13 protein-coding genes are annotated in these 15,687 nt (G+C 58.8%); all 13 read left to right on the top strand.

The window, feature by feature from the left end; genetic code table 11:
• Positions 1-123: 123 nt before the first annotated feature.
• The 13 genes from IH971_00430 to sppA all read left to right on the top strand — a co-directional run bounded on the left by IH971_00430 (position 124) and on the right by sppA (position 15,635).
• Complete coding sequence (locus tag IH971_00430) at positions 124-1,326, top strand: hypothetical protein (GenBank protein ID MCH7496304.1); 1,203 nt, start codon at positions 124-126, stop codon at positions 1,324-1,326.
• 36 nt (positions 1,327-1,362) lie between these two features.
• Complete coding sequence (locus IH971_00425; protein MCH7496303.1) at positions 1,363-2,829, top strand: hypothetical protein; 1,467 nt, start codon at positions 1,363-1,365, stop codon at positions 2,827-2,829.
• A gap of 107 nt (positions 2,830-2,936) precedes the next feature.
• Positions 2,937-4,343, top strand: coding sequence for a hypothetical protein (locus IH971_00420; GenBank protein MCH7496302.1), 1,407 nt, complete (start codon positions 2,937-2,939; stop codon positions 4,341-4,343).
• The gene (locus IH971_00415) at positions 4,340-5,470 is read left to right on the top strand and encodes a glycosyltransferase (protein MCH7496301.1); all 1,131 of its coding nucleotides are present in this window, start codon (positions 4,340-4,342) and stop codon (positions 5,468-5,470) included. The genes IH971_00420 and IH971_00415 overlap by 4 nt, the downstream gene beginning before the upstream one ends.
• A gap of 566 nt (positions 5,471-6,036) precedes the next feature.
• On the top strand, positions 6,037-6,531 hold the full coding sequence (locus IH971_00410) for a UDP-N-acetylglucosamine 2-epimerase (GenBank protein MCH7496300.1): 495 nt from the start codon (positions 6,037-6,039) through the stop codon (positions 6,529-6,531).
• Between the two features lie 19 nt (positions 6,532-6,550).
• Complete coding sequence (locus IH971_00405; GenBank protein ID MCH7496299.1) at positions 6,551-7,858, top strand: exopolysaccharide biosynthesis polyprenyl glycosylphosphotransferase; 1,308 nt, start codon at positions 6,551-6,553, stop codon at positions 7,856-7,858.
• Between the two features lie 26 nt (positions 7,859-7,884).
• The gene (locus tag IH971_00400; GenBank protein ID MCH7496298.1) at positions 7,885-9,141 is read left to right on the top strand and encodes a glycosyltransferase family 4 protein; all 1,257 of its coding nucleotides are present in this window, start codon (positions 7,885-7,887) and stop codon (positions 9,139-9,141) included.
• A 142-nt stretch (positions 9,142-9,283) separates the two neighbouring features.
• A complete protein-coding gene (serS, locus tag IH971_00395) occupies positions 9,284-10,558 on the top strand; it encodes a serine--tRNA ligase (GenBank protein MCH7496297.1) in 1,275 nt (424 codons plus the stop codon).
• The gene (locus IH971_00390) at positions 10,555-11,271 is read left to right on the top strand and encodes a 1-acyl-sn-glycerol-3-phosphate acyltransferase (GenBank protein MCH7496296.1); all 717 of its coding nucleotides are present in this window, start codon (positions 10,555-10,557) and stop codon (positions 11,269-11,271) included. Before serS ends, IH971_00390 begins: the two co-directional genes overlap by 4 nt.
• Positions 11,204-12,346 (top strand): DUF2851 family protein, encoded by a 1,143-nt coding sequence (locus IH971_00385; GenBank protein ID MCH7496295.1) that lies wholly within the window; start codon positions 11,204-11,206, stop codon positions 12,344-12,346. Before IH971_00390 ends, IH971_00385 begins: the two co-directional genes overlap by 68 nt.
• Entirely contained in the window at positions 12,318-12,863 is a 546-nt protein-coding gene (locus IH971_00380; GenBank protein ID MCH7496294.1) for an adenylyltransferase/cytidyltransferase family protein, read from the top strand. Before IH971_00385 ends, IH971_00380 begins: the two co-directional genes overlap by 29 nt.
• A 37-nt stretch (positions 12,864-12,900) precedes the next feature.
• Complete coding sequence (locus tag IH971_00375; GenBank protein MCH7496293.1) at positions 12,901-14,760, top strand: LysM peptidoglycan-binding domain-containing protein; 1,860 nt, start codon at positions 12,901-12,903, stop codon at positions 14,758-14,760.
• On the top strand, positions 14,757-15,635 hold the full coding sequence (gene sppA, locus IH971_00370) for a signal peptide peptidase SppA (GenBank protein MCH7496292.1): 879 nt from the start codon (positions 14,757-14,759) through the stop codon (positions 15,633-15,635). The genes IH971_00375 and sppA overlap by 4 nt, the downstream gene beginning before the upstream one ends.
• Positions 15,636-15,687: the final 52 nt, after the last annotated feature.

The following is a 15,687-nucleotide window of genomic DNA, read 5'->3' as shown; positions in this document are numbered from 1 at the left end:
ATTTACGTAGCCCGGTCCTTCAACAGCGTCTTTCTCGGGCAGCTGGGGATGGTGCAGGCGGGCCTGACATTTCTGAACATCTACCTGGCCTTCTTGGCGGCCTCGAAGTGAAGGCCGGTGCAAGTGGATAGCGAAGAACGCGAAAAACCGGCCCCGGCGGTCCTGAACTACTTGAGCGTGCTCATCAGGTGGCACAAGGTGGTCATTCGGTTGGTAGCAGGCGCCACTTTCATGATGGTGATCTTCAGCCTGATCTCCCCCAAGGTATTCACGAGCCAGGCGGTGCTTGTCCCTGCCCGTGAAGGTCCGGGACTGGATGTCTATAACGCTTTGTCCGGCAACTTGCTGGGTCTGGGCCTTGGCAGGGGCTCCACGGAACTATACTTACTTAAGGCGTTGTTGGAGAGCCGCACACTGAGGGAACACATTGTCCAGCAGTTCAACTTGATCGAGGTTTATGATGCCAGCCACATGGATGGCGCCATATTGTCATTGGCAGATCGTATCACAGTCACCCTCACCGAAGACAACAGCCTAAGGGTATCATATGATCATCGAACGGGCTGGTTTTCTTTCGGGAAGGCGGCGGATGAGTCGGTGGCGCAATTTGCCCAACGGGTGGCCGCCGCAATTGTCGAGCAGCTCGACCTGCTGAACCTCAAACATCAGGGGCGGGAGGCTAGAGATTACCGCATGTTTATTGAGGAACGGTATTCGAAGGCTGCCGACGAACTGGCTGTCCTGGAAGACAACCTGAGCCTGTTCCAGGAGAAGCACGACGTAAATATTGTCGATGCCCAGCTATTGGCGACCCTGGAAGCGGCGGCAATGCTGGAAGCGGAGGAGGTGAAGCGTGAGTTGGAATTTGCCATTGCCCGGACCACTTTGGGGCCGGATAACCCAATGATTGAAAACAGACGGTTGGAGTTGATTGCCGCGAAATCGGCGATGGAGAGCAGTCTTGGTGGTCAGGACGATGATACGCGCTTTCTGTTTGGCTATAAACGCAATCTGCCTGAACTGATGAAGGAGTACCTGCGCCTTCGCCGGGAAATCGAGATACACTCCGAGGTCTTTGCCTTCATAACCACAAAGTACGAAGAGTCCAAATTGCGGGAGGCGCAAAACATCCCCACCATCAGTGTATTGGATTATCCCGATGTCCCCGATATGCGAACAGCGCCCAGAAGGGGATTCATGGTGATTACGACCGCTATCCTTATGTCTGTTCTTGCTATTGCGGTGGCCTTTATTCTCGACTTTTTTCAGCAGGCGCAGGTCCGGTATCCCGAGCGCTATGCCGAGTTGACGGCGTGGTATCGGTGACCATCGATTGCGCCGTGCAGAGGCATGGAGGCCCACGTGACTAGCCTTGGCGCAAGAGCACTCAGTTACCGCAGTCTGGCGGGCTATCTGGCATTTGGTCTGTTGGGATGCTTCGTTATTTCAGGCGGTGAAAATCAGGTGCTCCTTCTGCTCTCGCTGACCTTTGTGGCCTTGGCTGGACATATTATTCTCCGCCATGCCGGTGGATTCATGCTGACACCTGCCACGCTCTTCTTTTTGTTTTACACGGTCTTTACCTATGTCGGGGGAATGGGGTATTTTCTCTTGGACGGGCAAGGTGTGAGTTATGGCGGTGGTGTCCGGAACTATGCCTTTTACCTTGCGATAACCGGCGGCGTCCTTGCACTGGCTGTTGGGGTTATGATTGCTTCGCAGGCTAACCAGTTCAACCCCAAGGTTGAGTTAACCAAGTTTCGCCTAGCGCCGTGGCGTGACAGGCATCGGATGCCTGGCGATTACGTGGTCATTGGGCTGTTTGGCCTGGTCGCATTGGGGATGACGTTGGTCTACATCACGAATCGGGGCCTGATCCCGCTTCTAGAGATACTGCGGATCCAGGAGGGCGGGTTCGATGAGATTTATGAACGCTACCAAACAACCCGAGCCATGTTCTCCCGTTATGGCCGTGGTGCCGGCAGCTATTTTTTCCAGGGCTATTTTCAGCAATTCTACCTGGTTGTTCTGCCGTTCGTAACACTGTTCGTCGGCTCCCGATACCTGTTCTATCGGAAACGGATACTCGCCGCGCTGTGGATCGTACTGGGCGCCCTGAACAGTTTCTTTCTGGCCATGGCGTTGCAGAGGTGGCCGCTCATGTTTTTCATCATCATGAACTATGTTCTGTACGTCAACTACCGAGGCCGGATCAAAACCTCTCACGCCCTGTTCTTTGTGGTCATGGCTTTGTCCCTGTTTGCGTTGCTCACCTACATAAGGGGGATGGGGGATTTGTCTACCGCTCTGTTCTGGGCACAAAATCGGATTTTCAAGACAAACGTCGATGTTCTCTATTCGATATTCGAAATGTTTCCCCGGCACTTCGAGTTTTTTGGCGGGCTGGCAATTCTGGCAGATCTGAAGGGGGTTCTACCTGGTCCCGACGTGGCCTTCAGCCGCTGGCTGTTTGATGCGCTCTACCGCGTTCATGGCACCGGCACGACTCCCACCATATTCTGGGGACAGCTCTATGCCGATTTTGGCCTGCCGGGAGTCCTGGCGGGTTCCCTTTTGGCGGGTTTTCTCATGCAATGGTTTTATATCTGGTTTATCAGAGGGGAGAAAAGCCTCCTGAAGCTCATCGTTTATGCGATCATCACGATGGCTCTGGCCGGGCTGGCCATCACCAATCCGGTCACCATACTGTTTCAATTGGGCATTGTCTCGACGCTTCTGCTGGTACTGGTCTTGAAGGTGATGCGGGATCTATTTCAGGCTGAACCGAAGGTAGCGAACCTGGGCCTGATGCAATTAGGTCATGTTTAGTTTGTTGACGACAACACCCATCCCGCGGGAAATAGCCTGCCCTTACACCGGGAAGGCTCCCCTGAACTCACTTGCAACCTAGTCAACTATTCGGGCGCGGGCGTTTGGTGAGCGATCTGCTCACGACTCTGGTCAGCGGAGTGGCCGTCGCCCTAGGTGTGCTGGTGCTTTACGGCCTTATCGCACGGGTAATGGGAACAGAAGCCCTGGGTGATTATCTGCTCGTTCGTCGCACAGCCTTTGCACTTATGGGCGTACTGCTGGTGGGCATGAACATCGGCCTCCCGTTCTACATCGCCGGGGGCAACGGACATGCCTACTCCACGACGGCGTTGGTGATCTGGCTTGTATTAACCGTACCCCTCATCGGGCTGGTTTCGTGGATTCTCTCCACCGGACAGATTACCGGCTTCCCCACTTACTTGATACTGCCTTTCTTTGCCTTCACCAGCGCCTACGCGCTGCAGTTCCTGACCTACGGGCTGTTGCGGGGCAGGCTGGACATGCGCGGCGCTGCCCTCCTGCAACTCGTTGGGACTGGCTTGATCCCCATCGCCGTATTTCTGATTCTCAGAGAAAGGAGTGTACCCCGCCTGCTGTTGTTCACCGGATTGGCCGCCCTGACAACCTCCGGGCTCGTATACCTCCGTCAAGTGTTGTTGGCCGGCAGCCTCTCTCAAATGGACAAAATCCGGCAATTGCTTTCCTATGGCGGGCAGCGAATTGCCGGGTTTGCCGCCGAATTCGTTGTTCTGGGTGCTGTTCCGCTGCTCATTCTCAGCCGCAGCGGCCGCACCGACGTGGCCTATGTTAATTCCGGCATCAGCCTGCTACGCTTATTCATAACTGCCGTCGCTCCCCTTGGCGTTGTCCTACTGCCGAGGATAGCACGGGCCAGGGCGCAAGGAAATTCGGCCCGCATCGACTTTGGGCTCGATGTCTTGACGAAGGCGACCCTCCTTGTTGGGGCGCCGCTGGCGCTGCTGCTGGGCATGAACAGTGCCACGATCCTCCGAGTTTGGCTGGGGGCCGGTAATGAGCCCGGGGCTTGGATACTGCAAACCATTCTTGTCGCTTTGCCGTTCTACCTTTTGGTGGTGCTCCTTCGTACTCCCATCGACGCGGCATCCACCAGAGGCTACAATACTCTGGTATATGGGCTCGCCGCCCTGGCCCTGCTCATCACCTTCTACAGCCTGGAGCTGGTGGGGATGAGAAGCGTCCAGCGCGGCGTCATCAGTTTTGTTATCGCCCAGGTAACAGGGGCGGTTGCCAGCCTGTACCTAGGATATAGATTTTATAGAATCAATATTATTAACCCGCGGTACCTGGTGTCGGTTTTGCTGCTGCTGAGCATCGCGACGGTCCTGCTGCACGCCATCCAGAGTGTGCTGGTGGGGACAGCAGCATTGCTGGGTGGGGGCGCGGCTTTGGTGGTGATGCTGGGTCTATATTTTGTAACGTCGAAATCCGACTGGGTGGTGGGGCTCCGGTCGCTGGTTAGGGTCAAATGAAGCCGCGCATCCTGATGGCATCCTCGCTTCATCCTTGGAACGATGTGCGCGTGTATCATAAGGAGGCCTTGTCTCTGGCAAAAATTGCCCATGTTCGCCTCATAGCGGTACAGGCCAATGGAGCCATACAGCGCCGTGACGCGAGCATCGAGGTGGAATACCTGCCAGGGAAATGGCTTCGCGACGGGAGCGGCACTACGATTGGGACGAGGCTAGGCCGCATCGCCATAATTATGAGGCGAGTATTGGGCGAAAAATACGAAATATTTCATTTTCACGATCCCGAGCTGATACCGGTCGGGTGGATTGCGAAGGCTAGAGGAAAGAAAGTCATTTATGATGTGCATGAGGACTACAAGAGTGCTTGGTCCAGCCGCGAATGGGTTCCCTGGCCAGTTGCCTGGCTGTTGGGTGCCGTAGGCCGGACATTCGAGCAGCTAAGCCTACATGTATTCGATCGCTTTATCCTTGCCGAACCATCATACAACAGCCTGTTTAATTCTGAGCGCTGCCTGGTTGTGCAGAATTATCATCTCGCTACCAGGCTTTCTGATCCTGCTCCGCGCCCTAGTCATCAACCGTTGAAGCTGGTCTATGCAGGTGGATTAACGTCTGCACGGGGTGTGAGTGACGTCATCGAGGCGGTAAGGCATTTGCGCCAAGAGGGCCATAATGTCACCCTCGATCTGTTTGGAAATTCCATGAGCTCCGATATTCTGGCTCAAATCGGTCGAGTTCCCTCAAATTCCTGGCTATCGTACCACGGCTATGTACCTTATCCGCAGCTCATGGATCAACTTTCAGAATATCATGTGGGGCTGAGTCCGCTGAGGGATTATCCCAATTACAGCCGCTCAATGCCCACCAAGATGCTGGACTACATGGCCGCCGGGCTAGCGGTGGTAGCGTCAAACCTCCCCCGCACCGCGGAGATTGCGATGGATACGGCTGGGGTAATCATGCATGAGCCCAGTAACATGGTGGAAATTCGGCAATGCATTAGGGCCCTGATGGATGAACCCACTAGGCTTAAGCTGGCACACAGCGGGAGCCGCTCCATTATACGCTATCGCTGGGGTAGCCAAGAGGAAATTCTCCTGAGCATGTATAGAGACCTGCTCAATTGATTATCTCTGATGGTAATTCCATGATGATTCGATGCGGGATATTGAAGCTTGAATATCATCCATCTCGTAGGGGCACGGCTCAACATCGTGCAGGTTGCTCCCGGCATGCGGGCACTGAGGAGTTACTCGGCATCTTTTGATCAGGTACTGAATCACACCGGCTAGCAGTGCGACTTTGCCACGTCGCAGGTATTTTTCCAGGACTCGGCATTGCTGGAGCCCGACCGCTACCTGGGGAGGGCCGCGGGCACCCATGCTGAGCAAACAGGGGGGGGTCATGATGGCGCTTGAGCTTGTGGTCGCGGAGCTGAAGCCCGATCGGGTAACGGGGGTTGATAACGTCAATTATACTCTGGCGGGCACCTTGGTGTGCGGCAAGTGGGGGATTCCCGTGGCCCCTGTAAAAGGCTGGGCTCCGTTCAGGAGATCTGTCCATGCCGGAAGAGCTGAATCGCTTGCTTACCGGCCAGGTCGCTGAGTTGCTGTGGGCGCCCCGCTGAGAGGCTGGCGAAAACCTGGCGCGGGTGGGCATTCATCCCGACAAAATTCATATGGTCGGCATTTTGATGGTGGCTAGCCTGGTGGAGCAACGGCCCCTGGCAAGGCAAAGGAATATGCCCGGATCGCCTGGGCTCGCTGACGGGCCATATGTCCTGACGATCCTGCAGCGCCCTGCCGACGTGGATAGCGCTCAGCGCGTGGCAGATTTTGGTTTCGACTCACACGTGGCGGGCCACGCCGAGTGGGTTGTCCCGGACCCGCAAGACTACCTTGATTTTTTTGCCCTCGGGTTGGGTGCTGCCGTGATGCTGACAGGCCCTGGCGGCCTCCAGGAAGTGACCACCTATCTGGGGCCTCCATGCCTGACCTCGCGGTCCCTTCCTGAGCGGCCTATCACCATCGAGGCGGGCACCACTCTACTTAGCGGAGCAAACCCCCAGGAGGTCATCGCGGCCGTCACGGCGGCATTGGATCGTGAATCGCCGGGCGGCAAATTGCCCGAGCTGTGGGATAGTCGGGCCGCCGGGCGCATAGCGTCGGTTGTGGGGCATCTGGCATGACTACGAGGGGCCCTTTGACATGACAAACATGAAGAAGGTCGTGGTTCTGGCTGGTGATATAGCCGTGCTCTACCTCTCGCTGGTGGTGATGCTGTTGCTGCGCTACGAGCCGGGTGATTTCCCGTACCGGCTTGGCATCCATCTCGTACCCTTTTCTGTGGTCTTTGCACTCTGGATTGGAATTGCCTACCTGAACGGCCTGTATCGCTTTCAAATTCGGGGTGTGGGTGAGCACTTTCGGGCCCTCCTCAATGTGGTGGTTATCAGTAGTTCAGCCTCCATCATTGTCTTTTATGTGTGGACCGATTTTTTTGAGCTGACCCCGAAAACCAATCTATTGATCTTCGGCGCCCTATTTCTGGCGCTTGACTTCGGCCTGCGGACGGTCCTGCAAAGGTTTCTGGCCCCCAAAACACTCAACATCGTCGTACTGGGCCAATCGCCACTGATTAGCGAGACCGTCGCCTATATCAGGGACAACCGGCGTGAGTTCGACATTGTAGCCTGGATTAGGGATTTCAAGCAGCAGGGCGTGGTGGAACTGGCCGCGACGATCCGCGAGCGGAAACTGCATATAGCGGTCATACAACCACATCTGAAGGATGACGCCGCCACCATGCAGTCGGTCTATAGCCTGCTGCCCCTCAGGATCGTACTGATCAGCTTTTGGGATTTTTATGAGTACATTTTCAAAAAGGTGCCCCTCGACGAGCTCAAGGAAGGCTGGTTCATTGAAAACATCGCCCGGCGCAACCCCTTTTACGATATTCCCAAGCGACTTTTTGACGCCGTCTTTTCCATTCTTGCGACGCTGCTCCTGCTGCCCATCGGGCTGGTGATCAGCATCCTGATCAAGCTCGGCTCAAAGGGACCGGTCATCTACCGGCAGGTGCGGGCGGGCAAGAACGGCAAAGAGTTTGTGCTCTACAAATTCAGAACCATGAAGCACAATAGCCAAGGCCCGTATTGGACCGTGCCGGAAGATGAGCGCATTACCCTGTTGGGTAAATACTTGCGCTTCACCCATCTCGATGAAATACCCCAGTTGCTGAATATCATTGCAGGAGACCTCTCATTCATCGGCCCGCGGCCCGAGCGCCTGGAACTGGCGCAGCAGTACGAGTTGCTGCCCTACTACAACATGCGTCACATAGGCCGTCCCGGACTCACGGGGTGGGCGCAGATCAATTTCCGGCCCAGCGCCTCTCTGGAGGAAGCGCACGAGAAGCTCCGCTACGATATCTACTACATCAAGAACAGATCCCATATTCTGGATCTGTATATCATGCTAATGACCATCAAATACCTGCTCACCAAGCCTCGCTAAGCACGCCGCCAGGCAGGTTTTATGGCATGAAGATATTGATTATTAAGCAGCATTTTACTTCGCTGGACCAGCCTGGTATTGCCCGGCTGAGCATATTTTCCAGTCTGTGGGGGCGCCTGGGACACATGACGAGCATCCTGGCGGGCAGGGTGATCTATATCACTGGCAGAAAGGCCAAAGCCAGACCGGCGACCGCGCTCCGGCGCGAGCCCTCCAGAGGTGGTGTCGCCATCATCAGGGTGTTTGATTCCGCCCTTGGATACCGTACCTATCTGGGACGACTCATCTCATATTTTTCCTTCCTCCCCCCGGCGCTCATAGCGGGGCTGACGCTGCCCCGGCCCGATGTCATCATTTTTTCATCGCCCCCCACGGTCATCGGCGTTGTGGCCTTCATTCTGGGCTCGTTGAGGGGTGTGCCGGTGGTCTTTGAGGTGCGCGATCTGTGGCCCGATGTAGCCATTGACTTGGGTTTCGTCAAGAACAGGCTGGTCCAGCGGCTGGGGTATGCCGTCGAGAGCTCCATGTACCGTAGGGCTCACCGAATCGTGGCCATATCTCCCGGTATGGGTGACTTTCTGGCACGGGAAAAAGGGGTCCCCCGAAACAAGATCGCCGTGATCCCCAATCCCGTGGATCTCAGGCTTACCCGCTCCCGCCAGGGGATGGATGTGCGGCGGCAAATGAACTGGGGCGACAAATTTGTTGTCCTCTACAGCGGTTCCCACAGTGCGGTCTACGATTTTGACACGCTCCTGGATCTGGCCGCGGGTCTGCGCAGCCAGGAGAACATCCTGTTTGTGCTGCTGGGCGATGGCAGACAGAAGCCGCAGGTGGCCAGACGGGTGGAGCAGCAGCAGATGACCAACGTGAGCCTCCTGCCACCGGTGTCCAAAGCGGAGGTGGGCGCCATCATTGGTGCTGCTGACCTCTGTATTGCCACTTTGAAGCCCATCAACACCTTGCGCTACGGCTATGCCACCAAAATTTTTGACTACATGGCCATGAAGAGGCCGGTTGTCCTGGCCATGGACGGGGAGGCGGCCCAGCTGGTCAACGAGGAAGCCAACTGCGGCATCGCTGTGGGGCCGGGCCAGACACAGGCCCTGCGGGAAGCGATCCTGGATCTGTACCACGATCCTGAGAAACGCAGGTCGCTGGGGGAGAATGGCTACAACTTTGTCCAGCGTCACCGGGCGGCGGATGAGCTTGCCCAGCGCTACCTCGAACTCCTGAAAGCCGCTTCCCACGCACGCCGAATTGAGCGCCGACGGCATGAGTAAATCCAACGGAGTGGACAGTACCGTCAGCGGGCGCTAACTTCCCCGCAGTGAAAATGATGCTGATACGGTGCTCGGCCCTGCTGCCCTCGCCGCCGGTGGCCTCAGCCTGGGGATGGGAAACGGGCGCTGGACCGGCTGCCAAATGTTCCAACTGAAATACATCCGGAAGAATAGGGAGATGGTCCGGAAGGGGCTGAAGAATAAAGGTGTGGCCGAGAGCGAGCTCGACGAGATTTTGGCTTTGGATGCCCAACTGCTGGAAAAGACCCGCCAGGCGGACGTCTTAAAAGCCCATCGTAACCGCGAAAGCGAGCTTATCGCCCAGCGCAAACGAGTGGGCGAGAACGCGGACGAACAGATTGCCGCCATGGCAGCAGTCGCGGCCCAGATTAAGGCTTTGAACCAGGAGATTCAGGCGCTCCAGCGGTCGCTGGATAAGCAGCTGTTCTGGCTCCCCAACTTGCCCCACGCATCGGTGCCCGTTGGCTCCGGAGACGGGCAAAATCGGTTTGGTCCCCCCTCGGGCGAAGTGGTAACCTTTGCCTATGAAGCCCAGGATCATCTGGGGCTGCTCAGCACGTTGGGACTGGTGGATTTTGAGGCGGGAGCCCGTATCGCGGGGCGTGGCTTTCCGGTCTACACGGGGCGGGGTGCCAGGCTGGAACGGGCACTTATCAACTTCATGCTCGACCTGCAGACCCGGGAGCGTGGCTATACCGAGATCTACCCGCCCTTTATGGCCAACCGGACCACCACCGGCATTACGGGCCAGTTGCCCAAACTGGAAGACGACATGTACGTCACCACCCCCGACGACCTGTTCCTGATCCCTACGGCTGAAGTGCCGCTCACCGGCCTGCAACAGGACCAGACTCTGGAGGAGGACGACCTACCCATCAGGTACGCGGCCTTCAGTGCGTGCTTCCGTCGGGAGGCGGGCAGTTACGGTAAGGAGACCCGGGGCCTGCAGCGGGTTCATCAGTTCAATAAGGTGGAGCTGGTCAAATTCGTCGACCCCGACAGCTCCTACGTGGAACTGGAGTCACTGCGCGAGGATGCCGAAGAGGTCCTGCGACGCCTGGGGTTGGTCTACCGCGTGGTGGAGCTCTGCACGGGCACCCTATCATTTGCAGCCGCGAAATGCTATGACCTGGAAGTCCACGCACCGGCGGCAGACGAGTGGCTGGAAGTGAGCAGCTGCAGCAATTTCGAGAACTTCCAGGCGATTCGGGGGAACATCCGATTCCGGCGGAGGGCTACGGGCAAGCTGGCCTATGTGCACACCCTCAACGGATCGGGCGTTGCCACGCCGCGCCTCATGGTGGCCCTGCTGGAGACCTATCAGCAGCCCGACGGCTCCATCACGCTTCCGGAAGCGCTGGTGCCCTATTACGGCGAGGAAGTATTGGCCCCATGATAAAGCGGCTGCGCACAGCCTGGGTTCTGGTCCATCTGGTCGTGGCCACGCTGATCTTTGCCATTCTGATTCTGCTGACGGCCCCTTTGGACAGGTCCAAGCGTTTTATCGGCTGGTGGCCGCGACTGTGGTCCCGTTGGATTCTCTGGTCCACGGGTCTGGAGATCACCTACCGCGGCGTGGAACAGCTCCAATCCGGGCAGAAGTATATTTACATGAGCAATCACACCAGTGCCCTGGACATCGCCCTGGCCTTCTCCGTTCTTCCCGGGACGGTGGTGTTCCTGGCCAAGAAGGAGCTGTTTCGCATCGTCTTTTTCGGCTGGGCCATGTGGGCACTGGGCTGTATACCGGTCGACCGCTTGAACCGCGCCGGAGCCCGACAGGCGGTGGACCGGGCCCTCCGGGATCTTGAGACCAAGCGTCTGTCGCTGCTCATTTTTCCTGAGGGGACCCGCACCAGGGATGGCCGGCTGCTGCCGTTTAAAAAGGGTGGCTTCCTGCTGGCATTGAGGAGCGGGCTGCCCGTAGTGCCCATGGCGATCCAGGGTGCGCTGGAGGCTGTGCCGCCTGGAGCTATGAGCTTGACTCACACCCCAGTTCGCCTTACCATTGGCGCACCTATCGCAACAGACAGTCTGACCGATGATGATCGAGACGACCTACTCCAACGTACCTATCACAGCATCCACACACTATTCGCCCAGACCTAGTCCGGGGCTCGGCTGTGCCGAAAGCTCCGGGGTCGGCTCCCGGCCCCTCGTGGAGGCGGCCCTGTATCCGCACTGGGAGCAGTGTACGGGACGCACTTTATGGGGGCCTGAAGGGCGCTATCGACTCCTATACCCCGGCCAGCGCAACGGGGGGCCCGGGCCTGACTACCTCGGCGCCCAGGTGACATTCCCGGATGGTACCCTTCACCGGGGGGATGTAGAAATTCATGTGCGCCGGGCCAGCTGGCGCCGGCACCGGCACCGCTGGGACTCGCGCTACAGCCAGGTCATTCTGCACGTGGTAGCCTACGGTGGCCTCCGTAGCGTTCCCCAGGATCAATGGCGTCGGGTGCCAACCTTGGCGCTCCCCCTGACTCCTACCCCACAACTCCCTTGTGAAGTAACGTCGTTGTCGTTGGCGGATGACCCGGACCAAGACGAATTCCTGCGTTCCCTGGCAACACAACGCTGGTGGCGGCGCCTGGCGGACATGGGCCGCTCTGAATCTGGACAACAGGAAGCCCTGGCCCGCCGGCTGGGCCCTGATCGCTACCACCTCAAGCTGCCGGACCGCTGGCGGCAACAGCTCACCGGACAGGACGATCTCTTCACCTTCACCGCCTCTCTGCTGGCTGATTTGCAACTTGTTGCGGGGAGGAGCAGGGCGGCGGGCCTCATTCTCGGGCGCGTGGCCCTCTTGAGTGCAGTGGCCTACACCCATCGTCGGCGGCCTGAGGAACTGGCTAGCTGGTCACTGGCCGAGTTGCGGCAGCTGGCCGACGGTCTCCGTCTGGCGGACTTTCCCGCACCAACTGATCCCTTCCTGGTGGAGGTGGCCGGCAATTGGCTGCTCCCCTTCAGCTGGCGTGCCGGAGGTGGTGACCGCTTCGACGAATGGTATCGGCTGCCCAGGGGCTGGTCATACGGCCGCGTGCAGCGGCACGTGGCGCGGCTGGGCCTCGGGGGCCCCACTTGCTTTGGTCAGCAACAGGGGCTGCTCGAATGGCTGGAATCCCTCTGCCAGCCAGTGAACTGCGAGGCTTGCCCTGTCGTGGGAGGGCGTGGTGGACTCTAAAGTTCTGGACTGGCCAGCCTGCGCCCGATGGATCGTTGCGCGGCAGCAGGCCGGCGAACGGGTGGTGTTTACCAACGGCTGCTTTGACGTATTGCACGCCGGACATATTTACTTGCTGGAGCAAGCTTTGGGCCTGGGTGATAGGCTGGTTGTGGGGCTGAACAGCGACGCATCGGTTAGGCGCTTGAAGGGCCCGTCGCGGCCGGTGAACCCGCTGCCAGACCGGCTGGCTGTGCTGGGCGCGTTGGCTGCAGTGAGCGTCTTGGTGGTTTTTCCCCCTGAAATGACCGCTGGGGATGGCGGCCAGGGCAGCCGGCAGGACACGCCTTACGATCTTCTCGAAGAGCTCCGTCCCGATGTATTGGTCAAAGGGGGTGACTACTCTCCAGAGGAAGTGGTGGGCAGGGAGTTTGCCGGAGATTTGCGCATTATCCCCCTGTTACCCGGCCGCAGCACCCGTGATATTCTGGGCCGGGCGGGCAGGAGCACGGTGGATTCAGCAGCCGACTTGAACTAGTGTATCCTGATGAAAAAACGCTAAATTTGCACCCTTTATGATGGTTAGCACATTATCGAGCGGGCAGCGGCTGCTGCTGTGTGCGAGTCTGGCGGGGGCTCTGGCCGTGGCGCATGCGCAGCCGCCCCCTGAGCGCATTCCACTGGGCGACGATGTGGTGGCACTGGACCTGCTGCCCGCTGCTGCGGGAGAATCCCGCTTCGACGACCTCATGGAAGAATCCCGCCTCATTTTCGTCGACGCCGTGGTGGCAGACAAATCGGGCGACACGCTGGAGGCGGCCTACTATTTCGACATCCTGTTCGAAGCGTTGGCGGACGTGGAGCAGTTGCCGATGATGGACGAGCTCCAGCGCCTGGAGTACAATCGCTTTTTAAATGCCACCATCGTGTTCTATGAGGAGGACAGCCAGACCCTCGATCAAGTGGAAACCTCCCTCACCGTATCAGCCCTCCGGGATGAACTGAGCCGCTATACCCGCGCGCTGCCGATGGACTTGGGCGACATCACCCCGGTGGAGAACGATGGGGAGGGGCGCCTGCCCATCGTCTACAACGACCAGGTAGGCCGCATAATTCAGTTCTTTCGCACCCAGGGTCGGCAAAGCATGCAGACCTGGCTCACCCGCCTGCCACGTTATCTCGCCCTGATGAAACCCGCCCTGGACCGCGAGGGCGTCCCCGAGGAACTCATTTTCCATGCCCTGGTGGAGAGCGGCCTGAATCCCCGGGCCTATTCCTGGAAGCACGCCTCCGGCCCCTGGCAGTTTATCTCATCGACGGCCCGGCTGTACGGACTCCGGCAGGACTGGTGGGTGGACGAGCGCCGCGATTTTGAGCGGGCCACCGTGGCCGCAGCTCGCTACCTCAAGAAATTGTATGACGAATTCGGAGACTGGTACCTGGCCCTGGCGGCCTACAATACGGGTGAGTTTCGGGTTCACCGGGCCATCCGCCTGCATCAGAGCCGGGACTATTGGAAACTGTTCGTGCTGCCGCGGGAGACCCGCAACCACGTGCCCAAGATCATGGCAGCCTTCCTCATTGCCCAGGATCCGGAGAAGTACGGTTTTTTCGTCACCCCCCTGCCTCTGCTCGAGTGGGATGAGGTGCCCGTTGACAAGAGCCTGACCTTCCAGATCCTGGCCCAGATTGCCGAGTGCAGCCCCGAAACGCTGGCCGTCTTTAACCCCGAGCTGCGCCAGGCGGCGACACCCCCACCGGAGGACGGCAAGCCCTACGTGTTCCGCATTCCCAAAGGCCACAAGGAGGCCTTTGAGCGCAACTACCAGCCCATCGCTTCCAAGGTGGGGCCGGTCATGGCCGATGTGAGAGTCCGGCGACATCGTGTCAGGCGGGGCGAAACGCTCTACTCTATCTCCAAGCGCTACGGTGTGTCGATTCCCAGGATTGCCAAGGTCAACAACCTGCGCAACCGGCACCGGCTGCGCATCGGTCAACGTCTGGACATTCCCGTGCCTAGATCCGTGGTTGCCTCCCGGCAATCGGGTGCCCCTTCCCGTCCGGATGCCAGCAAGGTTATCTACACCGTACGTGCCAGGGATACCCTCGGCGCAATATCCGACAACCACGGCGTGGGCCTTTCGGCGCTGCGCCGGTGGAACGGCCTGCGTCCCGGTTCCAGCCAGATCCGGGTGGGGCAGAAGCTGGTGATCTGGGTGCCAACGACACCCCGCGCGAGTCGATTACCGCTACGCGTGGTGCCCTTGGGGATGGATAAATATACCTATACCGTCAGGCCTGGTGACACCCTGAGCCAGATTGCCGAAGCCCACGGGGTCGGCCTGTCAAAACTCCGTGTCTGGAACGGTTTCCGCAGGGCGAACCAACACATCCGGGTGGGGCAGCGCCTGGTGATTTGGAAACCCAAGGGATGAGCAGGCGCTACGACCGGACGATCCGCTGGATGCTCTGGGTGGCGGGCGCCGTGCTGGTGCTGATGGTCATTGGGCTTATCCGCGGACCGGCGCGCCAGCCGTGGCAGGCAGGCGGCGGACCCAAGGTGGGGCTGGTGAAGATCGAGGGCGTCATCATGAGCAGCGAGCGGGTGATCCGACAGTTGGAAGAGTTCAGCCGCCGCAAGGACATTGAGGCCATTCTCGTGCGCATCAACTCGCCTGGGGGTACGGTGGCTGCCAGCCAGGAAATTTACCAGAAATTGAAGGCGGTGAGCTCGGCGGGTTCCAAACCGGTCATCGCCTCCCTGGGGACCGTGGCGGCATCGGGTGGTTACTACGTTGCGCTGGCAGCGGATACCCTCATGGCCAATCCCGGCACCACCACAGGCTCCATTGGCGTCATCCTGGACTACCCGGTGGCCACCGACCTGCTCAGCAAGCTGGGGGTGCAGATGGAAGTGGTCAAGAGTGGCGCCCTCAAGGACGCCGGCTCTCCGTTCCGTCCCCCCACAGCTCAGGACCGCCGCAGTTTCCAGCGGGTGATAGACGATTTGCACGCCCAGTTCGTCGAAGTGGTAGCTGAGGAACGGGGTATGGATCTGGCCGAGGTGAAAATGCTGGCGACGGGGGAGATATTCTCAGGCCGCCAGGCCGTGGAAAATGGATTGGTGGACCTGCTAGGGGGCTATGAAGATGCCCTCAGCCTCATCGCTGCACTATTGGATACCGAGCAGCGCCCCGTAGTGGTGCGACCGGCAGAGCGGCGCCGGCTGTCATTGTGGGACCTGCTGCTTGGCGAGGAGGCTCACCAGAACCGGGTTACGTGGCTGCTACCGCAGTACATCTTGAGATAGGGGGCCGATCATGGCGCGGAATGATTTGAGAGACCTGCTGGCCGAACGCCAA

The organism is Candidatus Neomarinimicrobiota bacterium, from assembly GCA_022560655.1.
In the GTDB taxonomy this organism is placed as follows: Bacteria; Fidelibacterota; Marinisomatia; order SCGC-AAA003-L08; family TS1B11; genus JADFSS01.
This window is presented reverse-complemented; position numbering and strand designations above follow the sequence as displayed.

Excerpts from the sequence above, each read along its gene's own strand:
- IH971_00415 (MCH7496301.1), top strand. The coding sequence starts at position 4,340 with ATGAAGCCGCGCATCCTGATGGCATCCTCGCTTCATCCTTGGAACGAT.
- IH971_00375 (MCH7496293.1), top strand. The coding sequence starts at position 12,901 with ATGATGGTTAGCACATTATCGAGCGGGCAGCGGCTGCTGCTGTGTGCG.
- IH971_00390 (MCH7496296.1), top strand. The coding sequence starts at position 10,555 with ATGATAAAGCGGCTGCGCACAGCCTGGGTTCTGGTCCATCTGGTCGTG.
- IH971_00405 (MCH7496299.1), top strand. The coding sequence starts at position 6,551 with ATGACAAACATGAAGAAGGTCGTGGTTCTGGCTGGTGATATAGCCGTG.
- IH971_00400 (MCH7496298.1), top strand. The coding sequence starts at position 7,885 with ATGAAGATATTGATTATTAAGCAGCATTTTACTTCGCTGGACCAGCCT.
- IH971_00385 (MCH7496295.1), top strand. The coding sequence starts at position 11,204 with ATGATGATCGAGACGACCTACTCCAACGTACCTATCACAGCATCCACA.
- IH971_00410 (MCH7496300.1), top strand. The coding sequence starts at position 6,037 with ATGGTGGCTAGCCTGGTGGAGCAACGGCCCCTGGCAAGGCAAAGGAAT.
- serS (MCH7496297.1), top strand. The coding sequence starts at position 9,284 with ATGTTCCAACTGAAATACATCCGGAAGAATAGGGAGATGGTCCGGAAG.
- sppA (MCH7496292.1), top strand. The coding sequence starts at position 14,757 with ATGAGCAGGCGCTACGACCGGACGATCCGCTGGATGCTCTGGGTGGCG.